Source organism: Aeromonas sp. R4-1 (assembly GCF_040908325.1).
GTDB lineage: Bacteria > Pseudomonadota > Gammaproteobacteria > Enterobacterales > Aeromonadaceae > Aeromonas > Aeromonas veronii.
The window spans coordinates 1-20,814 of sequence record NZ_JBFODM010000074.1 but is presented as its reverse complement, the minus strand read 5'-3'; the positions used below and the strand labels follow the sequence as shown (position 1 = coordinate 20,814).

General features: G+C 60.1%; 19 protein-coding genes. 11 read left to right on the top strand and 8 right to left on the bottom strand.

The window, feature by feature from the left end; genetic code table 11:
- Positions 1-119: 119 nt before the first annotated feature.
- The 3 genes from ybeD to lipA all read left to right on the top strand — a co-directional run bounded on the left by ybeD (position 120) and on the right by lipA (position 2,085).
- The gene (gene ybeD / locus AB5Y90_RS12875; protein ID WP_005335178.1) at positions 120-383 is read left to right on the top strand and encodes a DUF493 family protein YbeD; all 264 of its coding nucleotides are present in this window, start codon (positions 120-122) and stop codon (positions 381-383) included.
- 62 nt (positions 384-445) lie between these two features.
- Positions 446-1,123, top strand: a complete 678-nt coding sequence (gene lipB, locus AB5Y90_RS12870) for a lipoyl(octanoyl) transferase LipB (protein ID WP_040066806.1) — start codon at positions 446-448, stop codon at positions 1,121-1,123.
- Positions 1,120-2,085: a lipoyl synthase gene (gene lipA, locus AB5Y90_RS12865; RefSeq protein WP_307896330.1), complete on the top strand. Its 966-nt coding sequence runs from the start codon at positions 1,120-1,122 to the stop codon at positions 2,083-2,085. The genes lipB and lipA overlap by 4 nt, the downstream gene beginning before the upstream one ends.
- Positions 2,086-2,190: 105 nt before the next feature.
- Here the strand turns inward: lipA and AB5Y90_RS12860 are convergent, their stop codons facing one another.
- Positions 2,191-2,754, bottom strand: a complete 564-nt coding sequence (locus tag AB5Y90_RS12860; RefSeq protein WP_307896329.1) for an NUDIX domain-containing protein — start codon at positions 2,752-2,754, stop codon at positions 2,191-2,193.
- 7 nt (positions 2,755-2,761) lie between these two features.
- A complete protein-coding gene (locus AB5Y90_RS12855) occupies positions 2,762-3,562 on the bottom strand; it encodes a DUF2989 domain-containing protein (protein ID WP_307896328.1) in 801 nt (266 codons plus the stop codon).
- A gap of 211 nt (positions 3,563-3,773) precedes the next feature.
- Here AB5Y90_RS12855 and AB5Y90_RS12850 point away from each other — a divergent pair, with 211 nt between their 5' ends.
- Together AB5Y90_RS12850 and AB5Y90_RS12845 are read left to right on the top strand one after the other, a co-directional pair.
- Entirely contained in the window at positions 3,774-5,207 is a 1,434-nt protein-coding gene (locus AB5Y90_RS12850) for a glyceraldehyde-3-phosphate dehydrogenase (RefSeq protein ID WP_307896327.1), read from the top strand.
- Positions 5,208-5,278: 71 nt separating this feature from the next.
- Positions 5,279-5,572, top strand: a complete 294-nt coding sequence (locus tag AB5Y90_RS12845; protein ID WP_151286082.1) for a YeaC family protein — start codon at positions 5,279-5,281, stop codon at positions 5,570-5,572.
- A gap of 135 nt (positions 5,573-5,707) precedes the next feature.
- Here the strand turns inward: AB5Y90_RS12845 and ansA are convergent, their stop codons facing one another.
- Complete coding sequence (gene ansA, locus AB5Y90_RS12840; protein WP_005335195.1) at positions 5,708-6,715, bottom strand: asparaginase; 1,008 nt, start codon at positions 6,713-6,715, stop codon at positions 5,708-5,710.
- A gap of 446 nt (positions 6,716-7,161) precedes the next feature.
- Between ansA and gltS the strand changes: the two genes are divergently transcribed.
- The gene (gltS, locus tag AB5Y90_RS12835; protein WP_005348115.1) at positions 7,162-8,361 is read left to right on the top strand and encodes a sodium/glutamate symporter; all 1,200 of its coding nucleotides are present in this window, start codon (positions 7,162-7,164) and stop codon (positions 8,359-8,361) included.
- Positions 8,362-8,592: 231 nt separating this feature from the next.
- Here the strand turns inward: gltS and AB5Y90_RS12830 are convergent, their stop codons facing one another.
- Positions 8,593-10,464: a methyl-accepting chemotaxis protein gene (locus tag AB5Y90_RS12830; RefSeq protein ID WP_219595462.1), complete on the bottom strand. Its 1,872-nt coding sequence runs from the start codon at positions 10,462-10,464 to the stop codon at positions 8,593-8,595.
- Positions 10,465-10,720: 256 nt separating this feature from the next.
- Between AB5Y90_RS12830 and prfB the strand changes: the two genes are divergently transcribed.
- Positions 10,721-11,819 (top strand): peptide chain release factor 2 gene (gene prfB, locus AB5Y90_RS12825; protein WP_100645262.1). Its coding sequence is split into 2 segments (ribosomal slippage): positions 10,721-10,795 and positions 10,797-11,819, totalling 1,098 coding nucleotides; the frame shifts between segments, so codons are not numbered across the junction.
- A gap of 16 nt (positions 11,820-11,835) precedes the next feature.
- Positions 11,836-13,371, top strand: coding sequence for a lysine--tRNA ligase (gene lysS / locus AB5Y90_RS12820; RefSeq protein WP_005335201.1), 1,536 nt, complete (start codon positions 11,836-11,838; stop codon positions 13,369-13,371).
- Between the two features lie 114 nt (positions 13,372-13,485).
- Here the strand turns inward: lysS and AB5Y90_RS12815 are convergent, their stop codons facing one another.
- Positions 13,486-14,292 carry a PhzF family phenazine biosynthesis protein gene (locus AB5Y90_RS12815; RefSeq protein WP_307896326.1) on the bottom strand — a complete coding sequence of 269 codons (807 nt, stop codon included), beginning with the start codon at positions 14,290-14,292 and terminating at the stop codon, positions 13,486-13,488.
- A 189-nt stretch (positions 14,293-14,481) separates the two neighbouring features.
- On the opposite strand from AB5Y90_RS12815, the gene AB5Y90_RS12810 reads away from it, so the two are divergent.
- From AB5Y90_RS12810 to AB5Y90_RS12800, 3 genes are read left to right on the top strand one after another with little or no spacing between them, the layout of a single operon-like run.
- A complete protein-coding gene (locus AB5Y90_RS12810) occupies positions 14,482-16,272 on the top strand; it encodes an assimilatory sulfite reductase (NADPH) flavoprotein subunit (protein WP_368166933.1) in 1,791 nt (596 codons plus the stop codon).
- Complete coding sequence (cysI, locus tag AB5Y90_RS12805; protein WP_307896325.1) at positions 16,272-17,996, top strand: assimilatory sulfite reductase (NADPH) hemoprotein subunit; 1,725 nt, start codon at positions 16,272-16,274, stop codon at positions 17,994-17,996. Before AB5Y90_RS12810 ends, cysI begins: the two co-directional genes overlap by 1 nt.
- Complete coding sequence (locus AB5Y90_RS12800; RefSeq protein ID WP_005335204.1) at positions 17,986-18,780, top strand: phosphoadenylyl-sulfate reductase; 795 nt, start codon at positions 17,986-17,988, stop codon at positions 18,778-18,780. Before cysI ends, AB5Y90_RS12800 begins: the two co-directional genes overlap by 11 nt.
- A gap of 79 nt (positions 18,781-18,859) precedes the next feature.
- Here AB5Y90_RS12800 and folA read toward each other — a convergent pair whose 3' ends face one another.
- From folA to AB5Y90_RS12785, 3 genes are read right to left on the bottom strand one after another with little or no spacing between them, the layout of a single operon-like run.
- The gene (gene folA / locus AB5Y90_RS12795) at positions 18,860-19,351 is read right to left on the bottom strand and encodes a type 3 dihydrofolate reductase (RefSeq protein WP_307896324.1); all 492 of its coding nucleotides are present in this window, start codon (positions 19,349-19,351) and stop codon (positions 18,860-18,862) included.
- A gap of 18 nt (positions 19,352-19,369) precedes the next feature.
- Positions 19,370-19,837, bottom strand: a complete 468-nt coding sequence (locus tag AB5Y90_RS12790; protein ID WP_026035076.1) for a threonine/serine exporter family protein — start codon at positions 19,835-19,837, stop codon at positions 19,370-19,372.
- The gene (locus AB5Y90_RS12785) at positions 19,834-20,631 is read right to left on the bottom strand and encodes a threonine/serine exporter family protein (protein WP_005348133.1); all 798 of its coding nucleotides are present in this window, start codon (positions 20,629-20,631) and stop codon (positions 19,834-19,836) included. Before AB5Y90_RS12785 ends, AB5Y90_RS12790 begins: the two co-directional genes overlap by 4 nt.
- Between the last annotated feature and the right edge of the window lie 183 nt (positions 20,632-20,814).

Genomic DNA, 20,814 nt, shown 5'->3' with positions numbered 1-20,814 from the left:
CAGCGCCCATATAGTTATGAGCCGTGCCCATATAGACTTGAAATGGCGGCCTCCACGGGCCATCGGCCACTAGCCATCCAAGATGAAGTCATCCCGGTGATGACGCAAAAGGTGAGTAAATGAATACCAAGTTTGATGAACTGCTGGAGTTTCCCTGCAAATTCCCGTTCAAGGTACTCGGCGTTGCCGACCCGGCACTGCCGGAAATGGTGGTTGAAGTGCTGCAGCAGCACGCCCCCGGCACCTACAGCCCGACAGTCCAGCCCAGCTCCAAGGGCAACTACCACTCGGTCCGCGTGACCGTGACTGCCCAGAGCAAAGAGCACATCGAAGCGATGTACCACGCCCTTGGCAAGATCGAGCTGGTGAAATACGTACTGTAATTTCTCTCTCGCCCCGTTCTGCGGGGCGACTGTTTTTGGCCGCAGCACGCCGCGAGGACGCCATGTCATCCCAGATCCCCGCCCAGTCCAGCCTGATTGTCAGGCAGCTGGGTCGCCGCCCCTACCAGCCGGTATGGGACGCCATGAAAGCCTTCACCGACAACCGCACCAGCGACACCCCGGACGAGTTCTGGGTGGTCGAGCACGATCCCGTCTACACCCAGGGCCAGGCCGGCAAGGCCGAACACCTGCTCAATCCGGGCAATATCCCGGTGGTGCAGAGCGATCGCGGCGGTCAGGTGACCTATCACGGCCCGGGCCAGCTGGTGCTCTACGTACTGGTTGATGTCCGCCGCTGCAAATTCTCGGTTCGCGAGCTGGTGACCGCGCTGGAGACAGCCATCATCAATACCCTCGCCAAAAGCGATATCCAGGCTTATGCCAAGGCCGATGCCCCCGGGGTCTATGTGAAAAATGACCTTGGCATGGAGGCAAAACTGGCCTCGCTGGGGCTGCGCATCCGCAAGGGGTGCTCGTTCCACGGGCTGGCCCTCAACATCAACATGGACATGACCCCCTTCCTGCACATCAATCCGTGCGGCTATGCGGGCATGGCCATGACCCAGACCAGCGCCCTGGGCGGCCCGCAAAGCGTGGCCGAGGCGCAATCCATTCTGGTGGCCGAGCTGGCCCGCCTGATTGGCTATCAAACAATAACAAACACCGAGAGTGAATCATGAGCAAACCCGTTCGTATGGAGCCGGGCGTCAAGCTGCGCGATGGCGACAAGATGGCCCTGATCCCGGTGAAATTCATGCCGGATCCCAACGAAGAACTCCTTCGCAAGCCGGACTGGATGCGGATCAAGCTGCCCCCCTCCAGCCAGAAGATCGAACACATCAAGAGCACCTTGCGCAAGAACAAGCTGCACTCGGTGTGTGAAGAGGCCTCCTGCCCCAATCTGGCGGAGTGCTTCAACCACGGCACCGCCACCTTCATGATCATGGGCGCCATCTGCACTCGTCGCTGCCCCTTCTGCGACGTGGCCCACGGCCGCCCGCTGGCACTCGATCCGGAAGAGCCGAAGAAGCTGGCGCTGACCATCAAGGAGATGAACCTCAAGTATGTGGTGATCACCTCGGTGGACCGCGACGATCTGCGCGACGGCGGTGCCCAGCACTTCGCCGACTGCATTCGCGAGATCCGCGAGCACAGCCCGCAGACCCGCATCGAGATCCTGAGCCCGGACTTCCGTGGCCGGATGGAGCAGGCGCTGGAGGTGTTCCGCGAGACCCCGCCGGACGTCTTCAACCACAACCTGGAAACCGCGCCGCGCATGTATCGCGTCGCCCGCCCGGGCGCCGACTACAAGTGGTCGCTGGAGCTGCTGCGCCGCATCAAGGAGATGCACCCTCACGTGCCGACCAAGTCCGGTCTGATGATGGGCCTTGGCGAGACCAACGAAGAGATCGTCGAGGTGCTCAAGGATCTGCGCGCCCACGGCGTCAACATGCTGACCTTGGGTCAGTATCTGCAGCCGAGCCGCCACCACCTGCCGGTCAAGCGCTACGTGCCGCCAGCAGAGTTTGACGAGCTGAAAGATGTCGCCATGGAGCTGGGCTTTACCCACGCCGCCTGTGGTCCTTTCGTTCGCTCTTCCTACCATGCTGATCTGCAAGCCAAGGGCGAAGAGGTCAAATGATCTCGCACGACAGAGAGGCCAAATAACCGCCTCCATCTCAATTAAAAAGAGCGCCTATTGGCGCTCTTTTTGTTGGTATCACTGACCGTCGCGGCTTGATCTACTTCAGTAGCCGTGGTCGAAGATCCCCTGTTGATGCCAGCGTTGCAGCTGGGCCAGCACCCGGGTCTCTCGCGCCGTCCACTGGGGACAGGGTCCCGCCAGCTGGGTCTTGTTGGTTTGCAGCGCTTCGTCGAGGGCAAACCAGCCGGGCACGAAGCCAAGGCGGATCTCGTAGGGCTGCGGCTGCGGGGCCACCAGCTGATCGCCAATCCGGCACAAGTAGTAGAGCGAGCGGATGCAGTAGACATCGAACCCCGGCTCGCGGGCGGCGCGATATTCACGGGTCTCGCCAAGCAGGCCCCCCACTTCCCGCAGCTCGGCACCGCACTCCTCCAGCAGCTCGCGAGCGAGCGCCACATGGTGGCTCTCCCCCGCTTCAATGCCGCCCCCGGGGAACATCAGATCGCCGTTGACCCGGGAATGCACCAGCAGCAGCTCGCCGCCACGGGGCACCACGGCACGTACCGTGAGGCGCTCAAGAGTACGGCCATCGGTACGCACCTCGCCATGAACGAAAGAGAGATCGAACGGATTGGGCCAGCAGCTGGCCGGAGAGAACGTCATCATCACTGCCTCAGGGCCGGTAGTTGCCATGCTTGAGCTGCTCGACAATCTCGGCAGCCTGAACATCGTAGCCATCCTGCTCTGTCTTGCTCAGGGTGTGGTAGATGCCAAAACGCTTGGCTGAGACCTCGGGGCTATCCTGAAACGACTCGCTCACCTTGCCCCACAGATAGGCCAGCCCGTACTGTTTCTGGCCCATATAGAGGGTGCTGAGGGAGGTGAACATGCGGCTATTCACCTTATCCCCCTCCTGATAGAGGGAGAGCCCGTGCTGCAGGGTGGCAATGGCCTTTTCGGGGTCGCTCTTGGCGTAGATACCGCCGAGCGCCAGTTGCAACTCGGGTTCATCCAGCGCCTTGGTACCTTCCAGCGCCATAAACTGCTGACGAGCCAGCTCGTTGGTGTTGTTGGTCCAGTGCCAGAGCAGCAGGTAGGGATCTTGTGAATTGCGAGTCGTCGCATCGAGCTGAGCCAACTGATCCCCTGCCGCCAGCATGCCCTCGACCCGTGGACTCTTCTGCTCGCGGGCATTCTTGTATTCAATGCTGGTGGAACGCTCGGCACATTTGAGATAGCGCTCAAGGTTACGCATCAGCTCATACTTGCGCCGATCCGTCCCCTCCTCCTTGAGATAGAAGCGACTGCGGATCACATCGGTACGCTCGTAGCGACACCAGCCATCGTCAACCAGATCCTGGCAGAGCTCGGGATGATTGCCACAGATGTTGTGGATCCGATCGTCATTACAGCCAGCCACGGCAAGGCCGACTGAAAGCATGATGAAGGTCTGTCGCAGGGGGAAATTGGCCATGGTTCACATCTTGTTGGTAACGCGGGTTGGTAACAACTGGCGCCTTTACGGGCCACCTCCGGCTAGCAAACCGGTTACATATCCATTACAATGCGCGCGCCATATAAGGCCGCGATTGCAGAATAATATAACGAAATATACACCCCTACACTGATCTGCATTCGACGAATTTTCTATTTACACCAACAACGTGAAATAAAGGATCTGGTCAATGACCCACGAGCACTACTTGCAAGCGTGGCAGGAGAGCCAGGAGCTCGCCGAAGCCATGCAGCCCTTGATTGGTCGCCTCTACCGACAACAAGGGGTCGAGATCACCCTCTACGGCCGCCCGCTGCAAAACGCCTCCACCATCGATATCCTCAAGGCCCACCGGGTCGTCCGCCGCCACCAGGGCGCTCCCCTCCCCATCCAGCAAAGCTTCCCCCTGCTTCAGGCCATCGTTGCCCTCAAACCCACCGCCGCCGAGGTTGACCTTGGCAAGCTGGCGGTGGGTTACTGGCAGGATCATCAGGATGAAGCGGGGATCGAGGACTATCTGCAAGCGCGACTGGCACCGGCCCTTGGCCGCAGCCAGATGCCGCAGCCGACCGACGTGGTACTCTACGGCTTTGGCCGCATCGGCCGCCTGCTGGCCCGCCTGCTGATCGAGCGTACCGGCGCCGCCAATTCGCTGCGCCTGCGCGCCATCGTGGTACGCGGTGGTCGCGACGGGGATCTGGAAAAACGCGCCAGCCTGCTGCGCCGCGACTCGGTGCACGGCCCCTTCAACGGCTCCATCGAGGTGGATGTGGAACGCAGCGCCATCATCGCCAACGGCACCTTCATTCAGGTGATCTACGCCAATAGCCCGGCCGACATCGACTACACAGCCTACGGCATTCACGATGCGCTGATCGTCGACAACACCGGCGTCTGGCGTGACGAGGCAGGCCTCTCCGAGCACCTGAAAGCGCGCGGTGCTGGCAAGGTGCTACTGACCGCCCCCGGCAAAGGGGAGATGAAGAACGTGGTGTTCGGGGTCAACCATGAGGTGATAGGCCCGGATGACAGGATCATCTCCGCCGCCTCCTGTACCACCAACGCCATCACCCCGGTGCTCAAGGTAATGCAGGAGCGGTTCGGCATCCGCCACGGCCACGTGGAGACGGTCCACTCCTACACCAACGATCAGAACCTCATCGACAACTATCACAAAGGCGAGCGCCGCGGTCGCAGCGCCGCTCTCAATATGGTGATGACCAGCACCGGCGCCGCCAAGGCGGTGGCCAAGGCGCTGCCCGAGCTCAAGGGCAAGCTGACCGGCAACGCCATCCGGGTGCCGACCCCCAACGTCTCGCTGGCGATTATCAATCTGTCGCTGGAGCAGGCCACCGATCGGGAGAGCCTCAACGCCTATCTGCAGCAGATGGCGCTAAGCTCGGCCCTCCATCGCCAGATCGACTTCAGCGCTAGTACCGAGCTGGTCTCCTCCGACATGGTAGGTTCCCGTTATGCGGGCATCGTCGACTCCCAGGCGACCATCGCCGAAGGGGATCACTGTGTGCTCTACGTATGGTATGACAACGAGTTCGGGTACAGTTGTCAGGTAGTGCGGGTGATGGAACAGATGGCTGGCGTAGTCCGCCAGGATCTGCCGGCATAGGCCGATAGGGTCTACCTGCATGGCCCATCAGATCCCGCTGTTTATGGCTCAATAGTTCAAGGAGAGGCCGGATGTCGTTTCAACAGGGTGAGTTTTTACAAGCTATCAGGCAGATGCCACAAGAGGTGTACGAGCGGCTCAAGACCGCAGTCGAGCTGGGCAAGTGGCCCGATGGCAAGCCCCTCACCGACGAGCAGAAGGCCACCTCGCTGCAGGCGGTGATGGCTTGGCAGGCGATGCACATCGACAATCCCGAGCACATGAACATCGGCCGCGACGGCGAGATCGTGATGAAGAGCAAGAGCGAGCTCAAGCGTCAGTATCGCGACGAGGAAGAGATAGTACGGGTCGACCTCAACCACTGAACCTGACCCGGCAGGCCGCTCGTGGCGGCCACAGCAAAGAGGGGAGCCATAATGGCTCCCCTCTTTTTTCCTAACTTATCACCCCTCGTCACCGGTGCAATGCGCTGCGCTTATTGCACCCTACCGCGAGGGTTATCAGGGCGTCAGCTCCCCGCGCAGCGACTGCTGCATCAGCTCGCGAATGCGGTGGGAGGGTAAGTCCTGGCTCAACAGGAAGTGGAGCTTGGTGAGTGCCGCTTCGGCGGTCATGTCAAAGCCCGAGATCACCCCGGCCCGCGACAGGGCGTTGCCGGTAGCATAACCCCCCATATTGACCTTGCCGTGCAGGCACTGGCTCAGGTTGACGATGATGACGCCGCGGGCTGAGGCCTCGGAGAGCAGCGCCAGCATGGCCGGGTTCTGCGGCGCATTGCCGACCCCGAACGACAGCAGGATCAGCGCCTTCACCGGCTGTTGCAGGATGTTGGCGATCACCTCGCTGGAGATCCCCGGATAGAGGGTCACCACGCCGATGGGCTGGGGGGTGATGTCATGCAGCACCAGCGGCCGCTCGGACGGCACGCCCAGCTCACCCGCTTCCAGCGAGATTGCGATCCCGGCATTGAGCAGCGGCGGATAGTTGGGGGAGTCGAAGGCGTGGAAGCCGTCGGCGTGCACCTTCTTGCTGCGGTTGCCGCGATAGAGCTGGTTGTTGAAGAACAGCGTCACCTCGTGGATCGGGTAGTTGGCCGCGATGTAGAGGGCGTTGAGCAGATTCTGCTGGCCGTCGGAGCGCAGCTCGGCCAGCGGGATCTGGGAACCGGTGATGATGACCGGCTTGTGCAGATCTTCCAGCATGAAAGAGAGCGCCGAGGCGGTGAACGACATGGTGTCGGTGCCATGCAGGATCACGAAGCCATCGTATTTCTCGTAGTTGTCGCGAATATCCTCGGCGATGCGCTGCCAATCCGCCGGGGTCATGTCGGAGGAGTCGATGAGGGGCGCATATTCGTGGATATGGTAATCCGGCATCTCGGGGCGGTGGAACTCGGGCATCCGCGCCAGACAGTCTTCCATAAAGCCCGCCATCGGCACGTAGCCGTGATCGGAACGCTGCATCCCAATGGTGCCGCCTGTGTAGGCAATGTAGATAGACTTCTTCACACCCTCTCCTCTTGATGAAGTGAACACCGCCAAAACATGAACCATGTCGGGGTGAACCACAATGTCAACGCCCGCCAGCGCCTCTGCGTGCAGCGGAAACCGGCGAATTATAGAGACTGGCGCCCCAAATGACAGCCGTTCCATGCACCCTTTTCGGCTTTTCTGCCCTCTACCTACATAGTGTTAAATGTCACAATAAACCACTAAAACGAGCATTAATACGACAAAGATGGAATTAAACGATGCTTTTTGCTACAATCCGCCGGATTTTACTAAAATCTCATCTGGATGCCTGAGCATTTCAGGCCCGCACAAGCCCCATCTTTCCTGGGGCGGGGAGATGTTTCCCCTTCTTTGCTGGCACATAAGCCACACTGTTTTCATCCCGGCTGAATCTGTAAGTCTTTTGCTATGAAAGACACAGCCAATCAACATGGGAGTACTGAATGTTACAACTTGATTCCTACGCAACGCTGGTCGCTGCCACTCTGGTATTGCTGCTTGGCCGGGTGTTGGTTACCCGAGTCGGGCTGCTGCGTACCTTCAACATCCCCAAACCGGTAGCCGGCGGCCTGGTGGTCGCGCTGGTACTGCTGCTGCTGCGCTCCACCCTGCAGATGGAGCTGCAATTTGATACCAGCCTGCAAACCCCGCTGATGCTGGCCTTCTTCGCCTCCATCGGTCTCTCCGCCGATCTCGCCAGCCTGAAGCGCGGCGGCAAGGCGGTGGTTACCTTCCTGATGGTGGTCACCGGCCTGCTGCTGGTACAAAATAGTCTGGGCGTCGGTCTGGCGACCCTGCTCGGTCTGGATCCCCACATGGGGCTGCTGGCTGGCTCCATCACTCTCTCCGGCGGCCACGGCACCGGGGCTGCCTGGAGTGCCACCTTCTCCGAGAAGTACGGCGTGCAATCCGCCGCCGAACTCGCCATCGCCTGTGCCACCTTCGGTCTGGTGCTGGGCGGCCTGATCGGCGGCCCGGTGGCTCGCTACCTGGTGAAGAAAGTGCAGGTGCCCGGTGAGGAGCACAATCAGGATGAGGCCCCCCAGGGCTTCGAAATGCCCGACATGGAGCGCCCCCTCACCACTTTCAGCGTCATCGAGACGCTGGCACTGATCGCCATCAGCCTCAAGGGCGGCGAGCTGCTCTCCGCCTCGCTCAAAGGGGGCGCCTTCGAGCTGCCGATCTTTGTCTGCGTGCTGTTTGTCGGCGTGCTGCTGCGCAACGTCCTGACCCTGCTGAACTGGCATGAGGTGAGCGATCGCGAGGTCTCCCTGCTGGGCAACGTCAGCCTGTCGCTGTTCCTTGCCATGGCACTGATGAGCCTGAAACTGTGGGATCTGGCCAGCCTGGCGCTGCCCATCTTCATCCTGCTGGCCGCCCAGACCGTGGCGATGGCGCTCTACGCCATCTTCGTCACCTTCCGGGTCATGGGCAAAAATTACGATGCGGCCGTGCTGGCGGCAGGTCACTGCGGCTTTGGCCTGGGGGCCACCCCGACAGCCATCGCCAACATGCAGGCCATTACCCAGCGCTTCGGTCCCTCCCACCTGGCGTTTCTGGTGGTGCCCATGGTGGGCGCCTTCTTTATCGACATCATCAACGCCATGGTGATCAAGCTGTTTATGGCGATGCCATTCCTGTAATTCCCTTTCCGTCAGACGTATATGATCAGAGCCCACCTTTCGGTGGGCTCTTTGTTTGTTCTCTACTCGCCAGCTGACGCAGGCAGAGCCGGGGCTCGTATCCGCCACCTGGGTGACCCGCAAGCAACCCGGAACCCCCACATCCCGCACACCCCCGAACAACAAAAAGCCCCGCACTCGACAGAGTGCGGGGCTTGTTTATCTCAGCCGGAACGGGCCGGGACGTGCACTTTACAGGATAAAGGTCGACACCTGCTGGTTAAGGTCAGCGGCACGCCCTTTAAGGCTGTGGGCCTGATCCAGATCGCGCATGGCAGATGCGGTGATCTCGTCACTCACATCCTTGATGGCGGTGGTGTTCTGGGTGATCTCGCCGGTCACCTGGGTCTGCTCCTCGGCGGCGGTGGCGATCTGACCCGCCATGTCGGAGATGAGGGAGATGGCGCTGGTGATCTCTTCCAGTGCGCGCACCGCCTGATCGGCATCCTGGACGCTGTTGTCTGCCAGCCCCTGACTGGTCTGCATCAGGCTCACCGCACGGGCAGTGGTCTGTTGCAGGGTCTCGATGGTGGACTGGATCTGCTGGGTGGAGTCCTGAGTACGGCGCGACAGCACCCGCACCTCGTCAGCGACCACCGCAAAACCACGACCCTGCTCACCGGCACGGGCAGCTTCGATGGCTGCGTTCAACGCCAGCAGGTTGGTCTGCTCAGCAATCCCCTGAATGGTGGAGAGGATGCTGGTGATGGCCTGCGCGTGACGGCTCAGCTCGCCGATCACCTCGGTCGCCTGCCCCACCTCTTCAGCCAGACCATTGATAGACTGGCGGGTCTTGTTGACCAGCATCTTGCCCTGCTCACTGCTCTGGGCAGATTGCTGGGCAGCGGCGGCGGTGTTCTCGGCGTTGCCGGCGATCTCCATGGTGGCGCTCGCCATCTCGGTAACCGCCGTGGCGACCATGGTCACCTCCTGCTGCTGACGCTGCAGCTCGTCCACCGCGGCCTGGTTAGTCACCAGACTGCGCTCGGCATCGGCGTTCAACTCGTTGGCCAGCTGGCGGATATTGCCGATCAGCTGATGCTGGCTGCCGACGAAACGGTTGAAGCTGTTGGCCAGTTGGCCCACTTCGTCGTTGGCGTCGATCTTGATGCGCTGGGTCAGATCGCCGTTACCATCGGCAATGCGAGCCAGTGCCTGGGATACCTTGGTGAGCGGGCCAAGCAGCATGCTGACCAGCCAGGAGATAGCGAGGATGCTACCCACCAGCACCAGTAGCGCCATCCCCAGCTGGGTCATCAGCAGGGAGGAGAGCGGCGCTTCCAGCGCGGCCTTGTCCAGCACCAGTACCAGTTCCCAGTCTGTGTCGGGGATATCAACCGCCCACAGCAGCTTGTCGCGACCTTCGTTGTCGAAATAGGCCGGCACCAGATCCTTGCTCGACTTGCTCTGCTCGATCAGCGCATTGGTCAGATCGTTGTCGATCTCGCTGGCCGGTTTCATCGCCTTGGCGGCATCCTTGTAGGCGATGATGGTGCCATCCTTGTGCATCATGATGGCGAAACCGTCGGCAGGCAGCTGCATCTTGGTCACGTCTTCCACCAGCGAGGCGATGGAGAGGTCACCACCGACTACCCCGCCAGAAACCGGCTGGGCCAGGGTCACCACCATGATGTTGTAAGCCACATCGAGATAGGGTTTGGTGACAATCAGGCCACCTTTGCTCATCGCCTCCTGATACCAGCCGCGGGAGCGCGGGTCGTAGCCATCGCGGTTGATGGAAGGATCGGAGTCATTCATCTTGCCACTGCTCTCACCGAAATAGGTGAGCTGGAAACGGCCGGAAACTTGTGCCTGTTGCAAGGCATTGAGGGGTTCGGCACCGGCTTTGTTGCCGAGCGCCTGGATCACGTCGCGACGGGCGGCGAGCCAGTCGCTGACACGCTCGGCCTGCTGGGTACCCAGCCGTTGCAACTGCTCCTGGCTGCCTTGCAGCAACAGGGACTTCTGGCTGCTATAGCTCTGCCAGGAGAGCAACAAAATCACCAACGAAAGGGCGATCACCACTGACAACAGTATCTTCTGCTTGAGTGACAGGTTTTTCATCATGTGTTCTTCTTATTGAGGTGAGGAGCGGGTTTTTCCCTAAATTGCACAACACTACACGTAGTCATTAGCGACCCGAATGGCCAAAACTGAACCTGAAAATGGGTCTGCGGGCGATATTTTCTACCGAGGTGGAGAAAAGTGCACCAGAAATTGACGGCATGAGCCGCACAAGCCAAGGCAACCCTGTTTATTCCTTCCACAATTGGCTAGAATATCCCGTTTTTAAATCACATCGACCCTGAGAGTTTTCACGATGTTCGAAGTTAATCCCGTATTAAATAAACTTAAGGAGCTGTCTGAGCGGACCGAGCTTCTTAGGGGGTACCTTTGACTATGACGCCAAGAAAGAGCGTCTAGAAGAGGTCAACGCCGAGCTGGAACAGCCGGACGTATGGAATGAACCCGAGCGCGCACAGGCGCTGGGCAAAGAGCGCGTCGCGCTGGAAAACGTGGTCGGCACCATCGACACCCTGACCCAGGGCGTGGATGACGTCGAGATGCTGGTGAGCCTGGCCGTGGAAGGGGAAGACGAAGAGACCTTCAACGAAGCTATAGCCGAATCCGAGCAACTGGAAGCCAAGCTGGTGGACCTCGAGTTCCGCCGCATGTTCTCCGGCCAGCACGACGGCTCCGACTGCTATATCGATATTCAATCCGGCTCCGGTGGTACCGAAGCGCAGGATTGGGCCAACATGGTGCTGCGCATGTACCTGCGCTGGGGCGATGCCCACGGCTACAAGCCCGAGCTGATTGAATGCTCCGAAGGCGACGTGGCTGGTATCAAATCCGCCACCATCAAGTTCACCGGCGAATATGCATTCGGCTGGCTGCGTACCGAAACCGGCGTACACCGTCTGGTTCGCAAGTCTCCGTTCGATTCCGGTGGCCGCCGTCACACCTCCTTCTGTTCTGTGTTCGTCTACCCCGAGATCGACGACGATATCGATATCGAGATCAACCCGGCGGATCTGCGGATCGACGTCTACCGTGCCTCCGGTGCCGGTGGTCAGCACGTTAACCGAACCGAATCCGCGGTACGTATTACCCACGTTCCGACCGGTGTCGTGGTACAGTGCCAGAACGACCGTTCCCAGCACAAAAACAAAGACCAGTGTATGAAGCAGCTGAAAGCCAAGCTCTACGAGCTGGAAATTCAGAAGCAGAACGCTGAGAAACAAGCCCTGGAAGAGACCAAGTCTGATATCGGTTGGGGCAGCCAGATCCGTTCCTATGTGCTGGATGACTCCCGTATCAAGGATCTGCGCACCGGCGTCGAAACCCGTAATACCCAATCGGTGCTCGACGGTGACTTGGACAAGTTTATCGAAGCCAGCCTGAAATCAGGTCTGTAAACAAGCAGGAATCACCATGTCTGAACAAACCATCACTCCGGAAGTCGACCAAACTCTCGAACTTAACAACGAGATGACCGAGCGTCGTTCCAAGCTGGCCGCCCTGCGCGCCCAGGGTAATCCTTTCCCCAACGACTTCCGTCGCGACAGCCTCTCTGGCGATCTGCACGCAGAGTTCGACGACAAAAGCGCCGAGGAGCTGACGAGCCTGGGTAAACGGGTGAAGATTGCCGGTCGCATCATGACCCGCCGGATCATGGGCAAGGCTTCTTTCGCCACCCTGCAGGACATGGCCGGCAAGATCCAGGTCTACGTCACCCGTGACGACCTGCCGGAAGGTTTCTACAACGAGCAGTTCAAGAAGTGGGATCTGGGCGACATCGTGGGTGTCGAAGGTACCCTGTTCAAGACCCAGACCGGTGAGCTCTCCGTTCACGTTTCCGATATCCGCCTGCTGACCAAGGCACTGCGTCCGCTGCCCGAGAAGCACAAAGGCCTGACCGACCAGGAAGCTCGCTGCCGCCAGCGCTACCTGGATCTGATCGCCAACGAAGAGTCTCGCAAGACCTTCATGATCCGCACCCAGGTGGTTGCCGGTATCCGCAAGTTCTTCAACGAAAAGCGCTTCATGGAAGTGGAAACCCCGATGATGCAAGTCATCCCGGGTGGTGCCTCTGCACGTCCGTTCGTCACTCACCACAATGCGCTGGACATCGACATGTACCTGCGTATCGCTCCGGAGCTCTATCTGAAGCGTCTGGTGGTCGGTGGTTTCGAGCGTGTCTACGAGATCAACCGCAACTTCCGTAACGAAGGTATCTCGGTTCGTCACAACCCCGAGTTCACCATGATCGAGTTCTACATGGCCTACGCCGACTACATCGATCTGATGGACCTGACCGAAGAGCTGCTGCGCACCCTGGCGCAGGACATCCTGGGCGACACCAAGATCCGTTACGCCAAAGAGGGCGAAGAGGGCCTGACCATCGATTTCGGTCAGCCGTTCCAGCGCCTCACCATGGTCGAGTCCATCCTGAAGTTCAACCCGGATGTGACCCTGGACGATCTGGCTACCCTCGAGAGCGCCAAGGCCGTTGCCAAGCGTCTGCACATCGAGCTGATGAAGGGCTGGGAGCTGGGCCACGTGATCACCGCGATCTTCGAAGAGACCGTGGAGCACATGCTGCTGCAACCGACCTTCATCACCGAGTACCCGGCTGCCGTATCTCCGCTGGCCCGTCGCAACGACGTGAACCCGGATGTAACCGACCGCTTCGAATTTTTCATCGGTGGCCGCGAGCTGGCCAACGGCTTCTCCGAGCTGAACGATGCAGAAGATCAGGCCAAGCGCTTCCAGGATCAGGTTGATCAGAAAGAAGCAGGCGACGACGAAGCCATGTTCTACGACGCCGACTTCGTTACCGCGCTGGAGCACGGTCTGCCGCCGACTGCCGGTCAGGGTATCGGTATCGACCGTCTGGTGATGCTGTTCACCAACAGCCACACCATCCGCGACGTAATCCTGTTCCCGGCCCTGCGTCCACAAAAGTAAGATCCGCAGAAATAAGGCCACAGCAGCACAGCTGCCGTCCATGACAATCAAAACGCCCCGCAACCGCGGGGCGTTTTTTTAAAATGCTCACAACAATTGACGAATGCCTACCCCTCATGAGGCTGGCGGTAGCAGCCAATCCCCTTGCCACAAGGTGACGGCCTGACCGGCCATCAGTACCCTCTCCTCCTGCAGTTCAAGCCGCAACTCACCACCACGGGCCGAAATCTGACGGGCCCGCAGTTGCCGTTTACCAAGCCGTTCGGCCCAGAAGGGCACCAGAGCGCAGTGGTTGGAACCAGTAACCGGATCCTCATCGACGCCCACCCAAGGGGCAAAATAGCGGGAGACGAAATCATCATCTGCCCGGCTCGACGGAGCAGTGACTATCAGCCCCCGTCCCGGCAGGGCGCGCAGGGCATGGAAATCAGGCGAAATAGCGCGGATCTCCTCTTCACTTGCCAGTTCCAGCAAGAACTTTGCCCCGACCGCCAAGGTCTGTCGTGGCTGGCAACCAAGCGCGGCAGCATAGGCGGGATCCAGCGTCAGTGGCGTCAACGCGATACGCGGAAAATCGAGCCAAATCCACTCCCCTTCGCGCCAGGCCAGCAGCTCACCACTACGAGTCTCGAAGCGGATAGTCTCGTGTGCAGCTACCGCCCCTGTCTGCCACAACACATGAGCAGCAGCCAAGGTGCCATGACCGCAGAGATCAACCTCGACTTTCGGCGTGAACCAGCGTAACTGGTAATGGGCCCTGCCAAGTTGCACCAGAAAGGCCGTCTCGGAGAGATTGAACTCGGCCGCCATCGCCAACTGGCTGGCATCAGGCAGGGCTGCTCCCAATACGACCACCGCGGGATTGCCCCCAAGGGGCTGCTGACTGAACGCATTGACATGAAACAATCTGATATTGGACATGGCACTTCCTGTGTTATCAAGTGGCTCTCATTTAACGCTCTTTATACCACGCCCCTCTTTTGCTGCGGGAACAGGCGTACCTCTGCCCCTTTAATGCATTAATAGAATAAAGAAGACATTTTTATTCTTTGTTGTTATCCAACACGCCCTTTAATCTGGCCAAAAATCAGACCATGGAAGACGCGTGTGATGCAATTGAAGGATTCCCCATTCAACCTCTCCCCCCTCTCTGACGAGCAGCAACGTCAGCTGGGCCAGGTACTCTCGACCCTCAATACCCAGCAACTGGCCTGGGTGAGCGGATATCTCTACGGACTCTCCCAGACCGGTCAGCAGAGCGTTGCAGCCAGCGCCGCCGTGGCTGCGCCCAGCTGCAGCCTGACCATTCTCTACGGCTCCCAGACTGGCAACGCCAAAGGTGTCGCCACTGCCATCAAGGCGCAGGCCGAAGCCCGTGGCCTACCAGTCACCCTAGCGTCGATGGCCGACTACAAACCCAAGCAGCTCAAGAAAGAGAGCCATCTGCTGGTGGTAGTGAGCACTTACGGGGAGGGTGAACCGCCGGAGAGCGCCGTCGATCTGTTCGAGCAGCTTAAAAAAGGCAAGATTGGCAAGCTGGACGGCCTCAAGTTCGCGGTGCTGGGGCTGGGTGACAGCTCCTACGAATTTTTCTGCCAGACCGGCAAAGATTTCGACGACTTCCTCGCCAAAGCCGGGGCCGAGCGCATTTATGAGCTCGCGAGCCTCGATGTGGATTATCAGGATGCGGCCAAGAGTTGGGGCGAGCAGGCACTCAACGCCATTGCCACGACCCTCTCTACCGGTGTGGCCAGCAGCAGCGTAGCCAGCGCGGTGCAGCAGGCGGTTGGCCACAGCCAATACAGCAAGGAGAATCCCTTCCCTGCCCGCCTGTCGGTCAATCAGAAGATCACCGGCCGGGATTCCACCAAGGATATCCGCCATATCGAGATCAATCTGACCGACTCCGGCCTCACCTATCAGCCGGGAGATGCCCTCGGTGTCTGGTTCGACAATGACGCCGAACTGGTGGGCGAAGTGCTGGCCCTGACCGGCCTCTCCGGTGATGAAGCCACGGCCCACGGCACCTTGCGCGCCGCCCTGACCACTCACTTCGAACTGACCCGGCTGCACGGCGACTTTATCACAGGACTCGCTGACATATCGGAGAACGCGGCGCTGAAAGACTTGGCCGGTGACAAGGCCCAGGTCAATGCACTGGTGGCCTCCGCTCAGGTGGTGGATGTGCTGAAACGCTTCCCGACCGCGCTCACTGCCGAGCAGCTGGTTGGCCTGCTGCGCCCCCTCACCCCGCGCCTCTACTCCATCGCCTCCGCCCAGAGCGAAGTGGAAGAGGAGGTGCACCTGACCGTCGGTGTGGTGCGTTACCCGCAGGAAGATGGCACTGTGCGCTCTGGCGCCGCCTCCTCCTATCTGGCGGATCGGCTGATTGAGGATGGCGAGGTGCGGGTATTCGTGGAGCACAACGACAACTTCCGCCTGCCCGCCAATCCCGACACACCCGTCATCATGGTGGGCCCAGGCACCGGCATCGCCCCGTTCCGCGCCTTTATGCAGGAGCGGGAAGCTCAGGGCGCGGAAGGCAAGAACTGGCTCTTCTTCGGCAACCCCCACTTTACCCAGGATTTCCTCTATCAGGTGGAGTGGCAGCGTTATGTGAAATCGGGGCTGCTGTCGAAGATCTCCCTGGCCTTCAGCCGGGATCAGGCCAACAAGATTTATGTGCAGGACCGCCTGCGCGAGGCCGGGCTTGAGCTCTACCAGTGGCTGGAAGCAGGCGCTCACTTCTATGTGTGTGGCGACGCCAACAAGATGGCCAAGGATGTGCAGGAAGCCCTGCTGGATGTAATTGCCGAACACGGTCACAAGAGCCGTGAGGAAGCAGAAGAGTATTTGAGCGAATTGCGTCGTGCCAAACGTTATCAAAGGGATGTCTATTGATGAGCAAACAACCTCTTTCTCACCCAAAAGCGGGACCGGTCGAAGGGCCGCTGGCCGACAACGAGCGCCTCAAGCGCGAGAGCAACTTCCTGCGCGGCACCATTGAGCAAGATCTGCAGGATCCACTCACCGGCGGCTTCAACGGCGACAACTTCCAGCTGATCCGCTTTCACGGCATGTACCAGCAGGATGACCGCGACATCCGCCCGGAGCGCGCCGCCCAGAAGCTGGAGCCGCTGCACAACGTCATGCTGCGTGCCCGCCTGCCGGGTGGGATCATCACCCCGGCCCAGTGGCAGATCATCGACAAGTTCGCCGAAGAGCACAGCCTCTACGGCAGCATCCGCCTGACCACCCGTCAGACCTTCCAGTTCCACGGGGTATTGAAGCGCGACATCAAGCTGATGCACCAGACCCTCAACAGCACCGGCATCGATTCCATCGCCACCGCCGGCGATGTGAACCGCAACGTGCTCTGCACCAGCAACCCGGTGGAGTCCGAACTGCATCAGGAGGCCTACGAGTGGGCCAAGAAGATATCCGAACACCTGCTGCCCAAGACCCGCGCCTACGTGGAGATCTGGCTGGACGGTGAAAAACTGGGGCAGGATGAGGAGCCGATCCTGGGCTCCAACTACCTGCCACGCAAATTCAAGACCACTGTGGTGATCCCGCCTCACAACGACGTGGATATCCACGCCAACGATCTTAACTTCGTGGCCATTGCCGAGCACGGCAAGCTGGTAGGCTTCAACGTGCTGGTGGGCGGTGGTCTCGCCATGACCCACGGCGACACCAGCACCTACCCGCGCAAGGCGAGCGACTTTGGCTTTATTCCGCTCTCCCACGTGCTGGAGGTGGCGGCCGCCGTGGTCAGCACCCAGCGCGACTGGGGCAACCGGGTCAACCGCAAGAACGCCAAGACCAAGTACACCCTTGAACGGGTTGGCGTCGAAGCCTTCAAGGCCGAGGTGGAGAGCCGCGCTGGCATCCAGTTCGGGCCGGTTCGCCCCTATGAGTTCACCAGCCGTGGCGATCGCTTCGGTTGGGTCGAGGGGATCGACGGCAAGCACCACCTCACCCTGTTTATCGAGAATGGCCGCCTGCTGGACTTCCCGGGCAAGCCGCTCAAAACCGGCATGCTGGAGATCGCCAGGGTGCATCAGGGGGATTTTCGCCTGACCGCCAACCAAAACCTGATCATCGCCGGGGTGCCTGCCAGCGAGAAGGCCCGCATCGAAGGGCTGGCACGCCAATACGGCCTGCTGGATGACGGCGTAAGCGAGCAACGCAAGCAGTCCATGGCTTGTGTGGCCCTGCCCACCTGCCCGCTGGCAATGGCCGAGGCGGAGCGCATGCTGCCAGCGTTTGTCACCGACATCGAGGGCTTGCTCACCAAACATGGGCTGGCGGATGACGCCATCATCTTCCGTGTCACCGGTTGCCCCAACGGCTGCGGCCGCGCCATGCTGGCGGAAGTGGGTCTGGTGGGCAAGGCGCCCGGCCGCTACAACCTCCATCTGGGGGGCAATCTGGAGGGCACCCGCATTCCGCGCCTCTATAAGGAGAACATCACCGAGCCGCAGATCCTGGCCGAACTGGACGCGTTGATCGGCCGCTGGGCCACCGAGCGAAATCAGGGTGAGTGCTTCGGCGACTTCGTGATCCGGGTTGGGGTGATTGCCCCCGTTATCGACTCTGCGAGGGACTTCTATGCCGCTTAATCTGCCGCTTAATGTCACTGAAGATGGCCGCCTTGACCTGCAGGCGCTGCTAGCCCTCGGCCGTGAGGAGCAAGTCGAGGCACTGGCGCCCCTCAACCGGGAGCTGGATACCATGAGCGCCCCCGAGCGGGTGCGCTGGGCCCTGGCCAATCTGCCGGGGGAGCATGTGCTCTCCTCCAGTTTCGGTATTCAGGCGGCGCTGATGCTCCATCTGGTAAGTCGCGAACGGGCCGACGTGCCCGTGGTGCTGACCGATACCGGTTATCTGTTCCCGGAGACCTACCGTTTCATCGACGAGCTGACCGAACGCCTCGCGCTCAACCTGAAGATCTATCGGGCCGAGCTCAGCCCTGCCTGGCAGGAGGCGCGCTTCGGTCTCTTGTGGGAGCAGGGGGTGGAGGGGATCACCCGCTACAACCAGCTCAACAAGGTGGAGCCGATGGACCGCGCCCTGCGTGAGCTGGGGGCCCAGACCTGGTTCTCCGGCCTGCGCCGGGAGCAGTCCGGCAGCCGTGGCAAGCTGCCGGTGCTGGGCATCCAGCGCGGCCGTTTCAAGTTCCTGCCGGTGATCGACTGGAGCAACAAGGATGTCTTCTACTACTTCAAGGAGTTCGACCTCCCCTACCACCCGCTGTGGGAGCAGGGTTATCTCTCGGTGGGCGATGTCCACACCACCGCCAAGTGGGAGCCGGGCATGAGCGAGGAGCAGACCCGCTTCTTCGGCCTCAAGCGCGAGTGCGGTTTGCACGAGGAAAATGGCGAGAACGACGGCTCAGGCATCTAATCCCGTCTTGAAAACCCAACAGAACAACAAGGGCATCCGAAGATGCCCTTGTTGTTATTTGCCCATTGGCATTCGTCCGTCAGCGGCGCTGCCAGGTCTCGAAGCTATAGGGGTGCGGGTTCTTCTCATCGGCAGGGTGGCTCTCGCAATCAACGCGTTGCCACTGGCCATCGTCAAAAGCAGGGAAACGGGTATCTCCCTCCACCGCCAGATCGATTTGCGTCAGATAGAGGCAATCCGCACTCGGCAACATCTCGGCATAGAGATGACCGCCACCGATCACCATCAACTCCTCCACCAAGCTGCCTGCCAACAGAGCCAGCGCCGCCTCGACGGAGCCCACCACCTCAATGCCCTCGACCTGATAGTCGGGATTGCGGCTGATCACCAGATTGCGCCGTCCGGGCAGCGGTCGACCAATAGATTCGAAGGTCTTGCGCCCCATCAATACCGGTTTACCGAGGGTGACACGCTTGAAGTGAGCCAGATCGGCAGGCAGATGCCAGGGCATCTGGTTGTCCTTGCCGATCACCCTGTCGTGGGCCATGGCGGCAATCATGGAAATCTTCATGGGGCCTCTCACCGTCTGTCAGATTATGGGGCGGTTACGGTACACGACCAGAGAGGGGATCGCCAAACCGAAACTGAGGGCACCGACGATAAAGAGCGCCTTGAGGCCGTTCTCCACCGCACTCTGGATCAACTCCATGGTCACGCCGTTGATGTTGAGCTCCACCACCGCAATCATGGTCTTGAAGGCATAACTGCCCGGGATCATCGGAATGATGGAGGCAACGCTGAACACCGGACGCGGCGCCAGCAGACGGCGCGACCAGTAGACGCAGACAAAGCCGACCGTGGTCGCCGCAGCCAGCGTCGCCCACTCGATAGGCATGCCGTAGTGGATAAGCAGGGTACGCAGGCTGTGGGCCAGCGCGCCGCCCATGGCGCAATACTTCAGCATCCGTGGCGGCACGTTGAACAGCATGGCAAACCCCACCGCCGGAATGGAGGACCAGAAGGCATCCTTGGCCAGTAGCCAGAGCAAATCCATCATACTTTCCACCCCCAGATCCCGGTCACCGACATGGCGAGAATGATGCCTATGGCGGCGCTGATGGTCAGCAGGGTCGCGGTCCCCCAGCGGGCCAGCCCCATATTGAAGTAGCCCTTCACCATGTCGGAGACCGCATTGATCAGCGGAAAGCCCGGCACCAGCAGCAGCACGCTGGCCGCCATGGCGAGATAGGGCTGGTCACCCCAGTTAAAGAAGGTGGCGCTGGAGGAGAGCAGGGTGGCAATAAAGCCGGTGGCGGCAAAGTTGATGAGCGGGCTATGGTGATGGCGGGCCATCAGCTGGCGCACCCGCATTGCCACGGCAGACGAGAAACAGGTCACCAGGAAGATGGGCCAGTCACCACCAAACAACAGGCTGAAGGCGCCGCAAGAGAGCCCCACCATGGGGACCACCAGCCAGGGGTGATAGTGAAAGGGGACGATGGCCTCGAGCCGCTGGCGCACTTCACGGGCACCGATCAGCTCTTTCTCCGCCATGATGCAGATCCGCTGGATCTCGCACACCACCTGCATGTTGATGCCATGTTCACGCACCCGCCGGGTAGTAGTAACACAGCCCCCCTGATAGAGGCTGGTGAGCACGATGGCACTGGAAGAGATGGCCATCTCGACACTCTCCAGCCCCAGCGCCATCCCCAGCCGCACCGTGGTCTGCTCGATGATCCGGCTCTCCGCCCCGAACTGGGCCAACATCTGACCCACCTTGACGATAATGCGGGTGATCTCTGTCTGTTGCTCCCGCGACAACACCCGTCTTGGTGTGATACTTCTCATAATCCCTTCGAGTCGTAGCAATAAAAATTTCGGCCATATTAGCCTAACTTTTACTGTTATTCATCCACCCCTATCACAACCTGACTAATTAGGGAAGGTGCGAATAAGCGGGGAAATTCTTCTCGGCTGACGCAGTCATTTCATTTCTTCATGTTTGAGCCGATTTTTTCTCCCGTAAATGCC